This is a genomic window from Mesorhizobium sp. M7A.F.Ca.US.005.03.1.1, assembly GCF_003997975.1.
Taxonomy (GTDB): domain Bacteria; phylum Pseudomonadota; class Alphaproteobacteria; order Rhizobiales; family Rhizobiaceae; genus Mesorhizobium; species Mesorhizobium ciceri.
In genome coordinates, this window is record NZ_RZRO01000036.1 from 1 (window position 1) to 18,112 (window position 18,112).

An 18,112-nucleotide genomic window follows, 5' to 3' on the forward strand; every position below is an offset into this window, starting at 1 on the left:
TTCCATATGAGCGATGATCCAGAAACAGCGCGCCAGATCGAAGAACTGGCAGCCGACAACCGGCCGTTGCTGGTGCTCGATGTCGACGATGTCGTGCTCGAATTCATCCGCCCGTTTCCGAATTTCCTCAAGACGCGTGGCTATGGCCTGACGCTGGCCTCGTTCCGGCTGACCGGCAACATCGCAGAGACGGCCAGCGGCCGCCTGATCGAACAGCCCGAAGTCACGGCACTGCTGGGCGATTTCTTTGACACGCAAGCCGATTGGCAAAACATTACGGACGGCGCGGCAGAGGCCCTGGCAGGGCTTGGCGACCGCGCGGAAATCATCTTGCTGACGGCCATGCCACACAAACACCGTGCCGTGCGTCGTGTCCATCTCGACGCGCTTGGACTGAGCTACCCGCTTCTGACCACTGAAATGGCCAAAGGACCGGCAGTGGCCAAGCTTCGCGGCAAGGCCGGCCGACCGGTGGTCTTCGTCGACGATCAGCCGCACAATCTGGCGTCGGTGCGGGAATCGGTCGCCGACGCCGAACTGTTCCACCTGATGGCCGACAATTCGCTGCGCGCATTCCTGCCTCCGGTGACGGACGATGTGGTCGTCGTCCAGGACTGGCACGAAGCCGCGCCGAAGATCGCAAGCGCGCTGGGGCTCTAAACTCCAGCCTTCAAGGGTTCAGTTTCGCACCTGCGCCGCCGCTGTCGTCCCCGCTGTCATCGTCGCCGTCACCATCGTCCACGCTGTCGTCCACGGCCGGATCGGCAGGCTTCAGCATGACGCCATTGACGGTGACCGAACCGTCGGCCTTGGCGTTGACGATCCATTCCAGCCGGCCATCGGGCAGCGTCTTGCCAAAGCCCTTCGCCATGAGAGCGACTGGCACGTATTGGGCCACCTCCGGTTCCGACTTTGCCGCTTCCTGCAGGCCTTCGACAAGCTTGTCGAAGCCGGCGACATCGACGGTCACGCTACCTTCGGGCTTTTCGCCTGGGAATGTCATCTCGCCTTCCAAGGCGATCTCCGTATCCTTGTTCTTCACGGTGCTGTGGCCAAGCACGACCTTCGGCGTCTTGGCCATGAAGTCGGCCTTAAGCTGCTCGCCGAATTCGGCAGACAGCGGCGGATTCTTATTGAGATCAAAAGCTTCGATCGCCTTCTTCGCCATGCTGTCGAGATCGATATTGGCGCCGCCAAAGTTCAAATCGACATCGGTGGGCAACAACCCCACGCTCCAGCTCGGGAGAAGCTGGGTCGGCACGGTCAGTCCCGATGCCTTGATGCCGTAGGTGATCGTGCCGTTTTGGGCGACGCCGTCGGAGCCGAACACGGTGCTGAGCTGGGTGGCGCCGAAATTGCCGACCGGGCTTTCCACCGCGAAATCCTTGAAACCATAGGTCCCGTCGATACGCTGCCAAAGCGGTAAGGCGGCGAACAAAAGCGATTTGAGCTGCGCCTGGTTGGCCTTCAGCGTCGCCTCGTCCTCGTTGGCCACAGCAAATGCCAGAAGATCGAGCAATGGCTTGGTCCGCACGCCCTTGCCGCTGGCTTCGACCGATAGTTCCGGCGACCTGACGGTGACCGGGAATTTCAGCCCGCTCTCGGGGTCATCGAAATTGATCGCTTCGACAAACCTCGACACCTTCTGCGAGGTTGTGAAATCGACGCCCCCGGTCGCCGACTTGGTCGCGGCAACGGTCGCGATGCCAGCGCCGGCGCTGGCCTCCATGTGCTGCTTGGCATCCTTCGACGTCATCGTCATGCCGGCCATCGAACTGGTGCCGCTGGTGAAGGCCGCCAGATTTGGATCGTAGACGCCCGAGCCCTTGCCGTCCTTGATCGAAAACTGAGTGCTTTGCAGTCCTTCGGGTCCGTTGAACTCGAAGGAGGCGCTCTGGGAGAAATCCATCGAGACATCCCAGGATCCGTCGCTGCGCGGCTTGACCATCAGGGCATAGGGCGCAAAGTCGAACTTCAGCAGTTTCTGGTCCGGAAATGATGCGGCAAGTGCCTTGAAATCGAACAGGATCTTGTAGGCACCACCTTCCAGCGAAACCTTCAAAATGCCTTTGTCGATGGCCTGCTTGCCGACATAGCGGGACAAGTCGTCGGACAATTGCTTCGCACCCTGACTGTCGACGGTCTGACTGAGAGCAGGGGCACTCAACGCAAGAAGGAACACGAATGGCAGGGCACGGTTCACGCGAATTCTCCGTTTGACCGAGAAGAAAGGCTTTGTCCGTCTGGTATGAAATTACCGCTGCAACCGCAAGGTGAGATCGACAACGGCACCCGGGCAGGCAATCTCGATCAAAGCACCAGCCGCATCAGCGGCCGACCGGCCTTGCGTTCCAACAGCCTCTCGAAACCAGCCTTCTCGAAGACCCGCGACGAGCCGACGAACAGGCCGATCGAACGCGAATCGCGAGACAGATCTATCGGACAAGCCTCGAGCAGCCGTGCACCGTTCTGGCGGGCAAAATCGATGCCGCCTTCGACGAGGCGATGCGTGATGCCCCTGCCGCGCGCCTTGCCGCGGATGAAAAAGCAGGAGATCGCCCAGACGGCCGGATCCGTGGCGTCGGCAGGATCGACCGGTGCCGACCCCCTGCCCTGGTTGTTCCATTCGGGCACGTCGGCGCGCGGTCCGATCTGCATCCAGCCAACCGCCTGACCGTCCTCGAATGCCAGCAGGCCCGGCGGCGGGCCGGCCTCGATGCGCGCCTTGATGTGGTCCTTGTTGCGTTCCCGGCTGCTCTCGCGGCGCATCGCCGGCGCCAGCCGGAAATGCGTGCACCAGCAGCCGTAGCAGGCACCTTGCTTGCCGAAGAGGTCCTCGAATTCAGCCCAAAGCTCGGGCGCAAGCGGCGCTATGGTCGTGCTCATGCGTTCTCCCCAGGCCAGCCTTGTCGCTGGCCTTGCACTGTCGTACCATTGCCTCTGTTCTCTTTATGTTCGCAGCGATGGCGGCCCCTGTCAACAATCCCGATCACGGTTTTTGCCGCGACTGCCTGATGCTTCAGCGCAGCCAGACGCGCCGCTGCGAGCGCTGCGGCAGCCCCCGGCTTGCGCGTCATCCCGAGCTTTACCGGCTGCATCTGGCCCATATCGATTGCGACGCCTTCTATGCGGCAATCGAAAAGCGCGACAATCCGGCGCTCAAGGACAAGCCGCTGATCATCGGCGGCGGCAAGCGCGGCGTCGTCTCCACCGCATGCTACATCGCCCGCATCCAGGGCGTGCGCTCGGCCATGCCGATGTTCAAGGCGCTCGAAGCCTGCCCGGAGGCGGTGGTCATCAGCCCCAACATGGAAAAATACGTCCGCGTCGGCCGCGAGGTGCGCGCCATGATGCAGGCGCTGACGCCGCTGGTCGAGCCGCTGTCGATCGACGAGGCGTTTCTCGACCTCGCCGGCACCGAACGGCTGCACGGCCTGCCACCCGCTGTGGTGCTGGCGCGCTTTGCGCTGGCGGTCGAGAAGGAGATCGGCATCACCGTTTCGGCCGGCCTGTCCTACTGCAAGTTCCTCGCCAAGATAGCGTCGGACTTCCGTAAACCGCGCGGCTTCTCGGTCATCGGCGAAGCCGAGGCGGTCGGCTTCCTGGCGGCGCAGCCGGTGACCATGATCTGGGGCGTCGGCAAGGCGTTCAACGCAACGCTGGAGCGTGACGGCATCCGCACCATCGGCCAGCTGCAGCAGATGGATCGCGGCGATCTCATGCGCCGCTACGGCACGATGGGCGACCGGCTCTACCACCTTTCGCGCGGCGAGGATGTCCGCCGCGTCGATCCCGATCAGGATGCCAAGAGCGTATCGGCCGAAACCACCTTCGATACCGACATCGCGTCGCTGGAAGAGCTGGTGGCGGTGCTGAGGGGGCTTTCGGAAAAGGTTTCGGCACGGCTGAAAAAGTCAGGCATTGCCGGGCGCACCGTGGTGCTGAAACTGAAGAGCCAGGATTTCAAGCTGCGCACGCGCAATCGCCAGCTCGGCGACCCGACCCGGCTCGCCGACCGCATCTTTCAGACTGGGGTGGAGCTTCTGCGCAAGGAAACCGACGGCACGAAGTATCGGCTGCTCGGCATCGGCGTCAGCGACCTCTCGGACGACGACAAGGCCGACCCGCCCGATCTGGTCGACATCCAGTCGCGCAAGCGCGCCATGGCTGAAGGCGCCATCGATGCCTTGCGCGACAAGTTCGGCCGCAAGGCGGTGGAAACCGGCTACACATTCGGCAAGGGCCGCGATGCCCATCCTCCGGAGCCGCTCGAGGACTAGGTGCGCTGCAAGTCTATCCTGCTCGTCACCACGCTCTTGCCGGTTTTCGGGTCGGTGTCGATGACGGTCAGCCGCATGCCGTTCTCGCCGCGTTTCTCGACCTTCATCTGCGCCCTTCGGTCGCCATTGACCTCCTTGGCCCAGCGAATGCCCAGGTTGATCGCATTGCCCGAACGGCGGCCGTTGAGTTGCGCCGGTCCCGTGCGAGAGCCAACATAGGTGCCGCTGTATTTGGCACCTGTAACTTTCAGATTGGCGCTGATGGCCCGCGACACCACAATGAGACCGCGGCAATTTCCATCCAGCGATAGCGAGGTTGAGGTCGCATTCGACTTGAAGCTGCACGATACGGTGACGTTCGGAGCATCCGTGGTTACCTGGACAGTGCCCTTGCCGGCGAAATTGCCCTTGAACGACTGAAGAAATTGGGTCTCGTCGGCATGTGCTGCGCCTGCCGCAACCAATAGACCGCCGGTAAGCGCGAATTGCGCGAAGGATCTCATCGAAGCTCTCCTTGTCGTTTTCGAAAAAAGGCGGGGCGGTCCACGAGCACGGCTGACCATCGGGACTCAACGCCACCTACCGTTTCAGGTTCCGTCCGCCACATGACTGTTTTACAACATCGGGCCAGTCGCGACTGGCCCAGAAGAATGCCTTGGCTAGCGGTTGCGGCAGAGGTGCTGGCCTGCGACATAGCGCGAATGGCACCCACCCCCTCGATCCCCAAGGCCGCGTTCTGGATGGCGCTGTCTATCGCCTCGTTCCTTGGCATGACGGTCGCCGGCCGGGCCACGACAGCGGAGCTCAACGTCTTCCAAGTGCTGGAGTTGCGCTCCGTGATCGGCTTCTTCATCCTGCTGCCGCTGGTGATGATGAGTGGCGGCTTTCAAGCCATGCGCACGCAGCGCCCGGTTGCCCATATCGCCCGCAACGTCATCCATTACACGGGCCAGGCGGCATGGCTCTACGCCCTCACCTTGATTCCGCTGGCCGTGTTGATCTCGATCGAATTCACCACTCCGATCTGGACAGCTATCCTGGCGGTGATCTTTCTGGGCGAAAGGCTGAACCGGCCCAAGTTGGCAGCGATCGCGCTGGGGCTGATCGGCGTGGTGATCATCGTGCGCCCCGGTGTCGGCTCGGTCGATCCTGGACATCTCGTCGTGCTGGGCGCCGCGGCCTGCTTCGGCATCTCGGTGGTCACCGTCAAGTCACTGACCCGGACGGACAGCGTCGTACGCATCATCTGCTGGATGCTGATTGTCCAGTCGGTGGTCGGTCTCATCCCGGCGCTCTATACGTGGCGCAACCCGCCACTGGAGCTATGGCCATGGATCGTGCTGATCGCCTTCACCGGCATGTCGTCGCATTTCTGCATGGCCCGCGCGCTTGGCTATGCCGACGCGACCATCGTCTCGCCGATGGATTTTCTACGCGTGCCGCTATCGGCACTGATCGGCTGGCTGCTCTATAGCGAGCAGATCGACGCCTTCACCGCCGGCGGCGCGCTGCTGATCCTGATGGGCAATCTGCTCAATCTGCAGCGCAGGCAGATAAAGCCGGCCGAAGTGGCGGCGTCGTAGTCCCGCCGGCCGTCAGTTCCCTTCGTCGGGTATGTTGAGAAGATGGCCGCAGGCCTTGCAATGGACGGCGTCCGGCTCGTGCCGCCGCAAGCCGCACTGCGGACAGGGAAACAACACCTTGGCTGGCCGGAAGATCGCCTGAGCCAGTCTGACAAACAGCGATATGCCGATGATCATGGTGACGATTGCCGTCAGCTTGCCGGCCATGCCCGGCAGCACGATGTCGCCGAAGCCGGTCGTCGTCACCGTGGCGACAGTGAAATAAAGCGCGTCGATATAGTTTTCCAGGCCAGCGCCAGTGCGAAAGAAGAACGTGTAGACGAAGCCGGTGATGACGAACAGGAAGGTCAAAAGGTTGATGACCGCGTGGCTGGCCTCTCGCCACGGCCGCAGTCCTCGCATCTCGAAATGCCGCCAGAGCGAACCGCTGCGTGACAGCGACCACAGCCGCAGGATGCGCAGGAAGGCGAGATTGGCGAACGCCGTTGGCATCAGCAGCGTCAAGAGGATGAAGACATCGACCCACGACGTCGGCTGCTTCATCAGCCGCAGCATGTTCTTGGAGGCAAGCAGGCGGGCAGCGAGGTCCGCGGCAACCAGCGCGGCCGCCGAATAGTCGAGCCAGAGGAATGACGGCTTGTCCTGGAGAACCGGCGTCGCGATGAAGAAGGCGATGATGGCGAGGTCGATGACGACGGCCACCAGTTGGAACCGGAAAGCGGCCGGCGTGCGCCCATGATAAAGCCTGCGCAACCGGTCACGCAGCCGCGCCAAGACCGAAACCGCCTGCGACCCATTCCTCTGCGCCGGCTTCATGCTGACTGCGCCGGCGTTGGCCGCAGCGACCGCCCGGCTGATTGCCGCGCCCCGAAAAGAGCGGGGGTCACACCAATTCCACTTCGACCACGCCCGGCACCGCGCGCATCGCCGAGGCGATCTGCGGCGAGATACGGTAGCGGTTCGGCAGCTCTATCTCGATTTCCCCCTCGCCTTCTTCCTTGATCAGCACGAAACTGACCTGGCCTTCGCCCCTGACGGTCAGTTGGCCGGCCAGCGTGTTGATCGGCGTGGCGTTGCGCACGAAGATACGCAGCGCCTTCTGGATGCGACTTGCCTCATCCTCCAGCGACTGCACCGAGTTGATGCGCAGATTGACGCCTTCCGGCCTGTCCTCGGCCGCAACGGTGATGACGACGGAGCGGCCGGCCTCGAGCAGGTCGCGATACTGTGCCAGTCCTTCCGAAAACAGCACGGCTTCGTACTGGCCTGACGTATCCGAAAAGGCGATGACGCCCATCTTGTTGCCGGTGCGCGTCTTGCGTTCCTGCTTGGATGTCACCGTGCCGGCCAGGCGGCCGGCGGCGGCACCGCGTTTGACGGCCGCCGAGAACTCGGCCCACGTTTGCACCCGCATCTTCTGCAGGGCCGCCTTGTACTCGTCGAGCGGGTGGGCCGAGAGGTAAAAGCCGACCACCTGGAATTCACGGTGCAGCCGGTCGGCGGCGAGCCACGGCTCTGTCGCCGGCAGATTGAGTGCCTGCGACTGGGCGCCGAGCGAGGCGCCGAAGATGTCGTGCTGTCCGGAAACCGCGTTCTGCTGCGCCAGCGACGCCAGCCCCATCATGCGCTCCACGCCCGCCATCATCGACGCGCGGTCGTGGCCGAAGCAGTCGAGCGCGCCGGCCATGATCAGGCTTTCGAAGACGCGCTTGCCGACGATCTTGGGATCGACCCGCTCGCAGAAATCGGCGAGGTTCTTGAACGGCTTTTCGCCACGCTGGGCAACGATGTGCTCGACCGCCGCGTCGCCGACGCCCTTGAGCGCTGCCAGCGAATAGTAGATGCGGTTCTCGCCGACCTCGAAGGGGCGAAAGCTCGATGTCACCGACGGCGCGAGAACCTCGATGCCGAGGCGCAGCGCGTCCTGGCGGAAATCGGCGAGCTTGTCGGTGTTGCCCATGTCGAGCGTCATCGACGCCGCCAGGAACTCGACCGGATAATGCGCCTTGAGATAGGCGGTCTGGTATGAAACCACCGCATAGGCGGCGGCGTGCGATTTGTTGAAACCATAGTCGGCGAACTTGGCCAGCAGGTCGAAAATGAAGTCGGCTTGCGGCTTGCCGACGCCACGCTCGACCGCGCCGGAGACGAAGCGCTCGCGCTGCTTGTCCATCTCGGCGCGAATCTTCTTGCCCATGGCGCGGCGCAGCAGATCGGCTTCGCCGAGCGAGTAGCCCGACAGCTCCTGCGCGATCTGCATCACCTGTTCCTGGTAGACGATGACGCCTTGCGTCTCCTTCACCAGATGGTCGATCTTGGGATGGATCGAGGCCATCTCCTCCTCGCCATGCTTGCGGGCGTTGTAGGTCGGGATGTTTTCCATCGGGCCGGGTCGATACAGTGCGACCAGCGCGATGATGTCCTCGATGCAGTCGGGCCGCATGCCGATCAGCGCCTTGCGCATGCCGGCACTTTCCACCTGGAACACGCCGACCACTTCGCCGCGCGACAGCATGGCGTAGGTCTCGGGATCGTCGAGCGGGATGGTTGCCAGGTCGATCTCGATGCCGCGCCGGCGGATCAGCTTCACCGCCGTCTCCAGCACGGTCAGCGTCTTCAGGCCGAGGAAGTCGAACTTCACCAGTCCGGCCTGCTCGACATATTTCATGTTGAACTGGGTGACGGGCATGTCCGAGCGCGGATCGCGGTACATCGGCACCAGCTCCGACAGCGGCCGGTCGCCGATGACGATGCCGGCGGCGTGCGTCGAGGCATGGCGGTAGAGGCCTTCCAGCTTCTGCGCCATGTCGAGCAGCGTCTGGACGATCGGCTCCCTCTCGGCCTCTTCGGCAAAGCGCGGCTCGTTGGCGATGGCGTCGGCGAGCTTGACCGGATTGGCCGGGTTCTGCGGCACCATCTTGGAGAGCTTGTCGACCTGGCCATAGGGCATCTGCAGGACGCGGCCGACGTCGCGCAGCACGGCGCGCGCCTGCAGCGTACCGAAGGTGATGATCTGGCCGACCTGGTCGCGGCCGTATTTCTGCTGGACGTAGCGGATGACCTCCTCGCGCCTATCCTGGCAGAAGTCGATGTCGAAGTCGGGCATCGACACGCGGTCGGGATTGAGAAAGCGCTCGAACAGCAGCGAGAAGCGCAGCGGATCAATGTCGGTGATGGTGGTCGAATAGGCGACCAGCGAGCCTGCGCCCGAACCGCGGCCAGGCCCGACCGGAATGCCTTGCGCCTTGGCCCATTTGATGAAGTCGGCAACGATCAGGAAGTAGCCGGGAAACTTCATCTTGGTGATGATGCCAAGCTCGAAGTTCAACCGCTCGCGGTATTGCTCGACCGTATAGCCCGCGGTCGGGCCATGCATGGCAAGGCGCGCGTCGAGCCCCTCATGGGCCTGGCGGGCCAGTTCGTCGGCTTCCGCCTGCACGGCGGCGTCATTGTCTGCGACATCGCCGCCGGTGAAGCGCGGCAGGATCGGATTGCGGTTCTTCGGGTAATAGGAGCAGCGCAGCGCGATCTCGACAGTGTTGTCGATCGCCTCCGGCAGGTCGGCAAAGAGCCTTGCCATATCGGCCTGGCTGCGCAGGAAATTGTCGGGCGACAGCCGGCGGCGGTTGTCAGCGGCAACGACCGATCCCTCGGCAATGGCAATCAGCGCGTCATGTGCATCATAGTCGTCGCGAGAGGAAAAGAACGCCTCGTTGGTGGCGACCAGCGGCAGTTCATGGGCATAGGCCAGATCGATCGAGGATTTTTCGATCACGCGATCATAACCGGAAACCCGGTCAAGCTCGACATAGAGCCGGTCGCCGAACATCTCCTTGAGGGTCAAAAGCCGGGCTTCGGCCAGATCGCGGCGATCTTCCTTGAGCGCGGTGCCGATCGGTCCGCGCGGTCCGCCGCTGAGGCAGATCAACCCGTCACAATAGCCTTCCATCATTTCGGTGGTCAGGTGCACGGCTTCGCCCGGCGGCGTTTCGAGGTAGACGCGGCTGACCAGCCTGACCAGATTGGAATAGCCCGCCTCGGTCGCGGCAAGCAGGACGACCGGCCGCATATCGGGACCTTGCCGTCGGCGGTCGCGCTGGCCATCGCTGTTTTCGCCGGAAAAGGCGAGCGCCGTCTGGCAGCCGATGATCGGCTGGATGCCGTCCTTCACCGCCTTCTGCGCGAATTCGAGCGCGCCGAACAGGTTGTTGGTGTCGGTAACGGCGATGGCCGGGGCTTCGTCCTTGACCGCATGAGCCACCACCTTGCCGATCTGCAAGGCGCCTTCCAGCAGCGAATAGGCCGAATGCACGCGCAAATGGACGAAGGGCCGCGCCGGGGCCTCCGGCCGCGCCGCAGCAATCGCCGCTTCTCGCTTCAAGGGATCGCGGGGGAGTTTTTCGTCGGCCATGGTGCTGCGTGAAGGTCCTTGAGTCGATGGAGATGTATTGTCCGGGACCGCGCCATGCCAGTCCAGCACAAACCACTGCTGATCACAGGCTGCCTGCCCGGCTAGCCCTAAGCAAACTCCATGATCACGGCGTCGACAGCCAGGCTGTCGCCCGGCTTGGCGTTGAGTTTGGAGACGACAAGGTCGCGTTCGGCACGCAGCACGTTTTCCATCTTCATCGCTTCGACCACAGCCAATGTCTCGCCTGCCTTGACCTCCTGGCCTTCGGCAACGGCAATCGACACGACAAGGCCGGGCATCGGGCAAAGCAGCAGCTTCGACGTGTCCGGCGCCACCTTTTCGGGCATCAGCCTTTCCAGTTCGGCGGTGCGCGGCAGCATGGCGCGCGCGGTCACCGACATGCCTTTCCAGGCGATGCGAAAGCCATTGGCGACCGGCCTGACCTGAGCCGTAACCTTGCGCTTGCCGACCGTACCGCGCCAGACCAGATCGCCCGGCCGCCAGTCGGATGCAACGGTCAGCGCCTTGCCGCCCGCGATCGACAGATCGACTTCCATCGGAATGGAAATCATGCCCTCGATGATGGACGCCGACAGATAGTCATCATCGATCTTCACGACCCAGTCGCGCTTCAGCGCTCCCGAATGCGGCGCCAGGCGCCCGCCCAGCCGGTCAAGCCGATCACGTCGCAGCAGTTCCACTGCGGTCGCGATCGACGCCAGCACCGCTTTCTCGTCGTCGTTCGGCACGACCGGCGCGAAACCGTCGGGATATTCCTCCGATATGAAAGCGGTCGATATCCGCCCTTCCCGCCAACGCTGATGCTGCATCAAGGCAGCCAGGAACGGAATGTTGTGCTCGATTCCGTCGACGACGAAGCTGTCGAGCGCTTCCGACATGGCATCGATGGCTTCCAGACGCGTCGGCGCCCAGGTGCACAGCTTGGCCAGCATCGGATCGTAGAACATCGAGATTTCGGAGCCTTCGGTGACGCCGGTGTCGTTGCGGATGACGACATCGCCGAATTGTCCTTCCTCCGGCGGCCGGTAGCGCGTCAGCCGGCCGATCGAAGGCAGGAAATTGCGGTAAGGGTCTTCGGCATAGAGCCGGCTTTCCACCGCCCAGCCGTTCAGCTCGATGTCGCTTTGCTTCAGGCCAAGCTTTTCGCCGGCGGCGACGCGGATCATCTGCTCGACCAGATCGATGCCGGTGATGAGCTCCGTCACCGGGTGCTCGACCTGCAATCGTGTATTCATTTCAAGGAAATAGAAGTTCTTGTCCTTGTCGACGATGAATTCGACCGTGCCGGCGCTCTGGTAGTCGACGGCCTTGGCCAGCGCCACAGACTGCTCGCCCATGGTCTTGCGTGTCGCTGCGTCCAGGAATGGCGACGGCGCCTCTTCGGCGACCTTCTGGTTGCGTCGCTGGATCGAGCATTCGCGCTCGCCGAGATAGAGCGCGTTGCCATGCGCGTCGGCCAGCACCTGGATTTCGATGTGGCGCGGATCGACGACGAATTTCTCGATGAAGAGACGATCGTCGCCGAACGAACTCTTGGCTTCCGAGCGCGCGCGGTCGAAGCCATCGCGCACTTCGGCTTCGCTCCAGGCGATGCGCATGCCCTTGCCGCCGCCGCCGGCCGAAGCCTTGATCATCACGGGATAGCCAATTTCGCCGGCGATCTTTTCGGCATGGTCGGCATTCTCGATGACGCCGAGCCAGCCGGGCACGGTGGAAACCTTGGCGGCGTTGGCGAACTTCTTCGATTCGATCTTGTCGCCCATCGCCTTGATCGCCTTGGGCTTCGGGCCGATGAAAATGATGCCTTCCGCTTCCAGCGCCTCACAGAAGGCCGCCCGCTCGGACAGGAATCCGTAGCCGGGGTGCACGGCCTGGGCTCCCGTCTCCTTGCACGCGGCGATGATCTTTTCAGGGACGAGATAGCTCAGCGCGGCTGGCGAAGGCCCGATATGCACCGCCTCGTCGGCCATCTCGACATGCACGGCGTCGCGATCGGCATCGGAATAGACCGCGACCGTGGCAATGCCCATCTTGCGCGCCGTCTTGATGACGCGGCAGGCAATTTCGCCGCGATTGGCGATCAGGATCTTGGTGAACATGCGAAATGTCATCCCTCGGGTCGGCCGTTCCTTTTATGGCCTGTGCTTGCAGGGTCAAGCCGACCATGCAATTCACTGCCTTTCAATCGACTTGCGATTCCAATTCATCGCTGTGGCCCAGTCGGGGAGCCAGCTGCCAGTTGATCGTGTCGGCAAAACCTGAAACCTTGGAAAAATTCGCATTGGAGGACGCCTGATGAAAACCCGCGCCGCTGTCGCTGTCGCCGCCGGAAAGCCGCTGGAGATCATGGAGGTCGACCTCGAGGGCCCGCGCGAGGGCGAAGTGCTGGTCGAGATCAAGGCGACAGGTATTTGCCACACCGACGAATTCACACTGTCGGGCGCCGATCCGGAAGGTCTGTTTCCGGCCATCCTCGGCCATGAGGGTGCCGGCGTCGTCGTCGATGTCGGCAAGGGTGTCACCTCGCTCAAGAAGGGCGACCACGTCATCCCGCTCTATACGCCCGAATGCCGCCAGTGCCCGTCCTGCCTGTCGAGGAAGACGAACCTCTGCACGGCGATCCGCGCCACGCAGGGCCAGGGCCTTATGCCCGATGGTTCATCGCGCTTCTCGATCGGCAAGGACAAGATCTTTCACTATATGGGCTGCTCGACCTTCTCCAACTTCACCGTGCTGCCCGAGATCGCGCTGGCCAAGGTCAACCCCGACGCGCCCTTCGACAAGATCTGCTACATCGGCTGCGGCGTCACCACCGGCATCGGTGCCGTGATCAACACCGCCAAGGTCGAGATCGGCGCCACCGCGGTCGTCTTCGGCCTCGGCGGCATCGGCCTCAACGTCATCCAGGGCCTGAAACTTGCCGGCGCCGACATGATCATCGGCGTCGATTTGAACAACGACAAGAAGGAGTGGGGCGAGCGCTTCGGCATGACGCATTTCGTCAATCCGAAGGAGATCGACGGCGATGTCGTGCCCTACCTCGTCAACATGACCAAGCGTGGCGCCGACCAGATCGGCGGCGCCGACTACACATTCGACTGCACGGGCAGCACCAAGGTCATGCGTCAGGCGCTGGAAGCCTCGCATCGCGGCTGGGGCAAGTCGGTGGTCATCGGCGTTGCCGGCGCCGGCCAGGAGATCTCGACTAGGCCGTTCCAGCTGGTCACCGGCCGCACCTGGATGGGCACCGCCTTCGGCGGCGCGCGCGGCCGCACCGATGTGCCGAAGATCGTCGACTGGTACATGGACGGCAAGATCCAGATCGACCCGATGATCACCCACACGCTCAAGCTTGAGGACATCAACAAGGGTTTCGATCTCATGCATGAGGGCAAATCGATCAGAAGCGTCGTGGTTTACTGACCGGCTCACACGACACGCCCGCGTCGAAGGCTCTGTGTTCCCAAAATACCGTGCCTCCCCGACATCGGGCGTTGGGCCGGCGGCGCGACTGACATTCCGGATGTCCGCGCCGCCGGTCGGTTCGACCCCACCTGATCCGCCCGGGTTGCCGCGATCATGGTCGATGCCGTAGACACCGGCCCATTGGCGTTTGAAATCCGTGGAGAGGGAATATGCCGGAACCCATGAAGACCATCTCCCAGGCAAAATCCCTTGGCGGAGTGCAGGGCATCTATTCGCACCTGTCGACGAGTTGCTGCTGCGACATGACGTTTGCCGTTTTCGTGCCTCCACAGGCCCGGGAAACGCCTCGCCCCGTGGTGTGGTATTTGTCGGGACTGACCTGCACCCATCAAAATGTCATGGACAAAGGCGAATACAGGCGCATGGCCGCCGAACTTGGCCTGATCGTCGTCTGTCCAGACACCAGTCCGCGCGGCGCCGACATCCCTGATGACAAGGACAATTGGCAGTTTGGCGGCGGCGCCGGCTTTTATCTTGATGCAACGCAGGAGCCTTATGCGAAGAACTACCGGATGTATTCCTACCTCGTCGAGGAACTACCCACGCTGATCGCCGCTAATTTTCCGGCAGACATGTCGCGCCAAGCCATAACGGGCCATTCGATGGGCGGACACGGCGCGCTGACGATTGCTTTGAAAAACCCGCAGCGGTTCAGGAGTTGCTCGGCATTTGCGCCGATCGTGCAGCCAAGCGCTGCCGGCTGGTCAAGGCCGGCTTTCGAAAAATATCTCGGCACGGATGAGGCCTCGTGGCGGGCCTACGACGCTACTTCGCTTGTTGAAGACGGGCGCCGCTTCCCGGAATTTCTCGTCGATCAGGGAACATCGGACGGGTTCCTGAATGACGGGCTGAGACCCTGGCTTTTGGAGGCGGCCTGCGCCAAAGCCGGCATTCCGCTGACGTTGCGCATGCAGGACGGATACGACCATTCGTATTTCTTCATTTCGACATTCATGGACGACCATTTGAGATGGCATGCGGAACGGCTTGCATAGGTCGAGGTCCGAGCGATGCAATCGGATTAATCCTCGTCCAAGCGAGGAACGCGTTACTCTTTCTCGTCTCTACCGGGGCGAGGAACACGATGGCGCCGCATTGAAATTATTGAACAATTTCAACAGGAAGCGCTACCAACGCGTATAAATTTTTAGCCATTTCAATGGTTTAACTGGATTTTGGTAGCGGGAGAGGGACTTGAACCCCCGACCCCAGGATTATGATTCCCGTGCTCTAACCAACTGAGCTACCCCGCCAGGGCGGCGAAAGACCCGAAATCCGCCTCAAATCGAAAGGCATGTCGGGGGCGTTCGCCAAGGTCGCGCGGATATAAGGTTGGGAGGGCGAGCCTGTCAAGCTTCGAAGCAACCGGCTTGCCGGCTTATCGTCATTATCGAAAAGCTTTGCCGCGGCGACATTTGGTTGTCGCCGCCGGGGTTGAGTTCGAAGGGGCACGTCGCTATGTCTCGGCCACGAGTTTTTAGAGTTTGAAACAGATGAAGCCGCGCATAGCAGTCCTCGGTTGCGGATACTGGGGCAGCAACCACATCCGCACTCTCAAGGCGCTCGGCGCGCTGCACGCGGTCTCCGATACCAACCGGGCCCGCGCGGAAGGCTTTGCCAGCGAGCAGGACTGCCTGGCGATCGAGCCGGACCAGCTGTTCGTCCGCGACGATATCGACGCCATCGTCATGGCGCTGCCGCCGCAGTTCCATGCCGACCTTGCGGTACGTGCCGTCGAGAACGGCAAGGACGTGCTGGTGGAAAAGCCGATCGCGCTGACGGTGGCGGATGCCGAGCGTGCGGTGCAGGCGGCCAAGGACAATGGCCGCGTCTTCATGGTCGGCCATGTCCTGCGGTTCCACCCCGCCTTCGAGACGCTGAAGGGGCTGATCGACAAGGGCGAACTCGGGGAGGTCCGCTACATCCACTCTCACCGGCTCGGCCTCGGCAAGTTCCACACAGAGAACGACGCGCTGTGGGACCTGGCGCCGCACGATCTGTCGATGATCCTGGCGATCACCGGCACGGAGCCGATCGAGGTGCGCGGCGAGGGGGCCGCCCTGCTCGACAATCTCAGCGACTTCGCGCATCTGCACATGCGCTTCCCCAACGGCCTGCGCAGCCATCTTTTCACCTCGCGTCTCAATCCCTATCGCGAGCGGCGGCTGACCGTGGTCGGCACCAAGGCAATGGCGGTGTTCGACGACGTCGAGCCATGGGAACGCAAGCTGGCCGTCTACCGCCACGCGGTGTGGCAGGACAGCGGCCAATGGGCCTTCACCACCAATGAGCCGTCCTATGTCGCGGTTGCCCAGGGCATGCCGCTGACGCGCGAGCTGGAGCATTTCATCCAGTGCATCGAGACGCGTGCCGAACCGCGTACCAGCGGCGAGGAAGCGATCAGGGTGCTGCGCATCCTGACCGCCGGCACGGTCACCCACACCAAGTCGAATTCCTGAAGCGCGGATTATTCGGCAGGAAACTTATTCGGCAAGAATCTTATTCCGCGGGAATCCTATTCCGCGGGAATCTGGGCCGGCCGGGCGGCAAGCCGGGTCAGCATGGCCTCGGCCTCGGCGCCACGCTCCGATCGCTCGATGAAGCCGCCGCCGAACACGCGGGCCTCGTTGCCGTCATCGGAGTAGAGCACGCAGGCCTGGCCCGGCGCGATGCCGGACTCGCCGTCGACCAGCTCCACCCATGTGGCACCGGCACGATGATGCAGCACGGCCGGGCGCGGCGGCCGCGTCGAGCGGACCTTGGCGAACAGTTCCAGGCCGCCGGCAGGGACGTCTGTGAGCGGTCCGTCGCCCAGCCAGTTCATATTGCGCAGATAGATCTTGTGCGTCTCCAGCGCCTCGCGCGGGCCAACCACGACGCGAGCCCGGTCGGCATCGAGATGGACGACGTAAAGCGGCTCGCCGGAAGCGATGCCGATGCCACGGCGCTGGCCGATCGTGTAGCGCAGGATGCCCTCATGGCGGCCGAGCACGCGGCCGTCGATGTGGACGATGTCGCCCGGATTGGCCGCAGTTGGCTTCAGCTTGGCGATGATGTCGGAATACTTGCCCTGCGGCACGAAGCAGATGTCCTGGCTGTCCTGCTTGGTGGCAACCGCCAGCCCCATCTCCTCAGCGATGGCGCGAACCTGAGGCTTCGACAGGCCGCCGAGGGGAAAGCGCAGATAATCGATTTGCGCCTGCGTGGTGGCGAACAGGAAATAGCTCTGGTCACGCTCGGCGTCGACCGGACGGTAGAGCGCGCGCTGGGCGCCATTGGCGCCGGAACGGATGTAGTGGCCGGTGGCCAGCGCGTCGGCGCCGAGCTCCTTGGCGGTGGCCAGGAGGTCGGCGAACTTCACCGTCTGGTTGCAGGAAACGCACGGGATCGGCGTCTCGCCGGCGACGTAGCTTTCGGCGAAGGGATCGATGACCGCCTTGCGGAAGCGTTCCTCGTAGTCGAGCACATAATGGGGGATGCCGAGCGTCTCGGAGACACGGCGGGCATCGTCGATGTCCTGCCCCGCGCAGCATGAGCCGGCCCGGTGCGTCGCCGCGCCGTGGTCGTAGAGCTGCAAGGTGACGCCGACAACGTCGTAGCCCTCGCGTTTCAGCAGGCCGGCGACGACCGATGAATCGACACCGCCGGACATGGCGACGACGATGCGGGTGTTTTCGGGACGTCCGGGAAGATCGAGACTGTTCATGATGCTTTCGTTCTGCGCGGCGCCTCAATGCCAATGTCGAGAATATAGGTCAAGCTTTACCGGCGCGCCAGCGTGCAGGGCGATTCACCGTTTGTGGCCGATCTTCGCCAATGGATGCATTTTCCCCCGGCAAATCAGGGTTTGCGGGCAGATGTTTCAAATGCCGGCGAAAAGACTAACGCGGCGTTCATGATCCTTACCTAGTCATTAGGGTCTGCTTAGGCAATTTTTAAAGCTGTGGCGGTAACGTGGCGGGGATTGGGTCTTTGAGTTTTTTGTAGAGAGTACGATGACCGATCTGGTTAGACCGAGAGTCAAATATGTTATCGGGCCTGACGGCAGCCCTCTTACGATTGCCGATCTGCCGCCGACCAATACACGTCGCTGGGTTATCCGGCGTAAGGCGGAAGTGGTTGCGGCCGTGCGCGGCGGGCTTTTGAGCTTGGACGAGGCATGCCAACGCTACAAGCTCACCACCGAGGAATTCCTGTCCTGGCAGGCGTCGATCGACGAATACGGCCTTGCCGGGCTGCGCACGACACGCATCCAGCAATACCGGCACTGACCGTTGCGAATTTAGATGAAGGGCGCGGCTAACCCCGCGCCCTTCTGTTTTTCACGGTCA

The 18,112-nt window shown here is 62.7% G+C and carries 14 protein-coding genes and 1 tRNA gene; 7 read left to right on the forward strand and 8 right to left on the reverse strand.

All coding sequences use genetic code 11. The features are described from left to right. The first annotated feature begins 6 nt into the window (after positions 1-6). On the forward strand, positions 7-660 hold the full coding sequence (locus tag EN990_RS16590) for a hypothetical protein (RefSeq protein ID WP_013531934.1): 654 nt from the start codon (positions 7-9) through the stop codon (positions 658-660). Positions 661-670: 10 nt separating this feature from the next. Here EN990_RS16590 and EN990_RS16595 read toward each other — a convergent pair whose 3' ends face one another. Both EN990_RS16595 and EN990_RS16600 read right to left on the reverse strand, forming a co-directional pair. Further along, positions 671-2,203, reverse strand: a complete 1,533-nt coding sequence (locus tag EN990_RS16595) for a hypothetical protein (RefSeq protein ID WP_127385667.1) — start codon at positions 2,201-2,203, stop codon at positions 671-673. A gap of 107 nt (positions 2,204-2,310) precedes the next feature. Further along, complete coding sequence (locus tag EN990_RS16600) at positions 2,311-2,886, reverse strand: GNAT family N-acetyltransferase (RefSeq protein ID WP_024503584.1); 576 nt, start codon at positions 2,884-2,886, stop codon at positions 2,311-2,313. Positions 2,887-2,951: 65 nt separating this feature from the next. On the opposite strand from EN990_RS16600, the gene EN990_RS16605 reads away from it, so the two are divergent. Then, positions 2,952-4,280, forward strand: a complete 1,329-nt coding sequence (locus EN990_RS16605) for a DNA polymerase IV (RefSeq protein WP_027161464.1) — start codon at positions 2,952-2,954, stop codon at positions 4,278-4,280. On the opposite strand, the gene EN990_RS16610 is transcribed toward EN990_RS16605, so the two are convergent. Beyond that, positions 4,277-4,783, reverse strand: a complete 507-nt coding sequence (locus EN990_RS16610; RefSeq protein ID WP_127369529.1) for a hypothetical protein — start codon at positions 4,781-4,783, stop codon at positions 4,277-4,279. The two genes, EN990_RS16605 and EN990_RS16610, sit on opposite strands and share 4 nt — an antisense overlap. Positions 4,784-4,981: 198 nt before the next feature. Here EN990_RS16610 and EN990_RS16615 point away from each other — a divergent pair, with 198 nt between their 5' ends. Then, complete coding sequence (locus tag EN990_RS16615) at positions 4,982-5,863, forward strand: DMT family transporter (RefSeq protein WP_013531939.1); 882 nt, start codon at positions 4,982-4,984, stop codon at positions 5,861-5,863. Positions 5,864-5,875: 12 nt separating this feature from the next. On the opposite strand, the gene EN990_RS16620 is transcribed toward EN990_RS16615, so the two are convergent. From EN990_RS16620 to EN990_RS16630, 3 genes are all read right to left on the reverse strand, one after another. After that, positions 5,876-6,679 carry a potassium channel family protein gene (locus tag EN990_RS16620; RefSeq protein WP_027161463.1) on the reverse strand — a complete coding sequence of 268 codons (804 nt, stop codon included), beginning with the start codon at positions 6,677-6,679 and terminating at the stop codon, positions 5,876-5,878. A 67-nt stretch (positions 6,680-6,746) separates the two neighbouring features. Further along, positions 6,747-10,274, reverse strand: coding sequence for a DNA polymerase III subunit alpha (gene dnaE, locus EN990_RS16625; RefSeq protein WP_024503588.1), 3,528 nt, complete (start codon positions 10,272-10,274; stop codon positions 6,747-6,749). Between the two features lie 107 nt (positions 10,275-10,381). Further along, positions 10,382-12,394 carry an acetyl/propionyl/methylcrotonyl-CoA carboxylase subunit alpha gene (locus EN990_RS16630; RefSeq protein WP_127369454.1) on the reverse strand — a complete coding sequence of 671 codons (2,013 nt, stop codon included), beginning with the start codon at positions 12,392-12,394 and terminating at the stop codon, positions 10,382-10,384. Positions 12,395-12,590: 196 nt separating this feature from the next. On the opposite strand from EN990_RS16630, the gene EN990_RS16635 reads away from it, so the two are divergent. Both EN990_RS16635 and fghA read left to right on the forward strand, forming a co-directional pair. Next, positions 12,591-13,718 (forward strand): S-(hydroxymethyl)glutathione dehydrogenase/class III alcohol dehydrogenase, encoded by a 1,128-nt coding sequence (locus EN990_RS16635; protein WP_063172038.1) that lies wholly within the window; start codon positions 12,591-12,593, stop codon positions 13,716-13,718. A gap of 224 nt (positions 13,719-13,942) precedes the next feature. After that, on the forward strand, positions 13,943-14,776 hold the full coding sequence (fghA, locus tag EN990_RS16640; RefSeq protein WP_245469188.1) for an S-formylglutathione hydrolase: 834 nt from the start codon (positions 13,943-13,945) through the stop codon (positions 14,774-14,776). 181 nt (positions 14,777-14,957) lie between these two features. Here fghA and EN990_RS16645 read toward each other — a convergent pair. Beyond that, a tRNA-Met gene (locus tag EN990_RS16645) sits at positions 14,958-15,034 on the reverse strand. Positions 15,035-15,274: 240 nt separating this feature from the next. Between EN990_RS16645 and EN990_RS16650 the strand changes: the two genes are divergently transcribed. Next, positions 15,275-16,240, forward strand: coding sequence for a Gfo/Idh/MocA family oxidoreductase (locus tag EN990_RS16650; protein WP_013529902.1), 966 nt, complete (start codon positions 15,275-15,277; stop codon positions 16,238-16,240). Positions 16,241-16,296: 56 nt separating this feature from the next. Here the strand turns inward: EN990_RS16650 and mnmA are convergent, their stop codons facing one another. Next, complete coding sequence (gene mnmA / locus EN990_RS16655; protein ID WP_127368632.1) at positions 16,297-17,487, reverse strand: tRNA 2-thiouridine(34) synthase MnmA; 1,191 nt, start codon at positions 17,485-17,487, stop codon at positions 16,297-16,299. Between the two features lie 289 nt (positions 17,488-17,776). On the opposite strand from mnmA, the gene EN990_RS16660 reads away from it, so the two are divergent. After that, complete coding sequence (locus EN990_RS16660) at positions 17,777-18,052, forward strand: DUF1153 domain-containing protein (RefSeq protein ID WP_013529904.1); 276 nt, start codon at positions 17,777-17,779, stop codon at positions 18,050-18,052. The last annotated feature ends 60 nt before the right edge of the window (positions 18,053-18,112 follow it).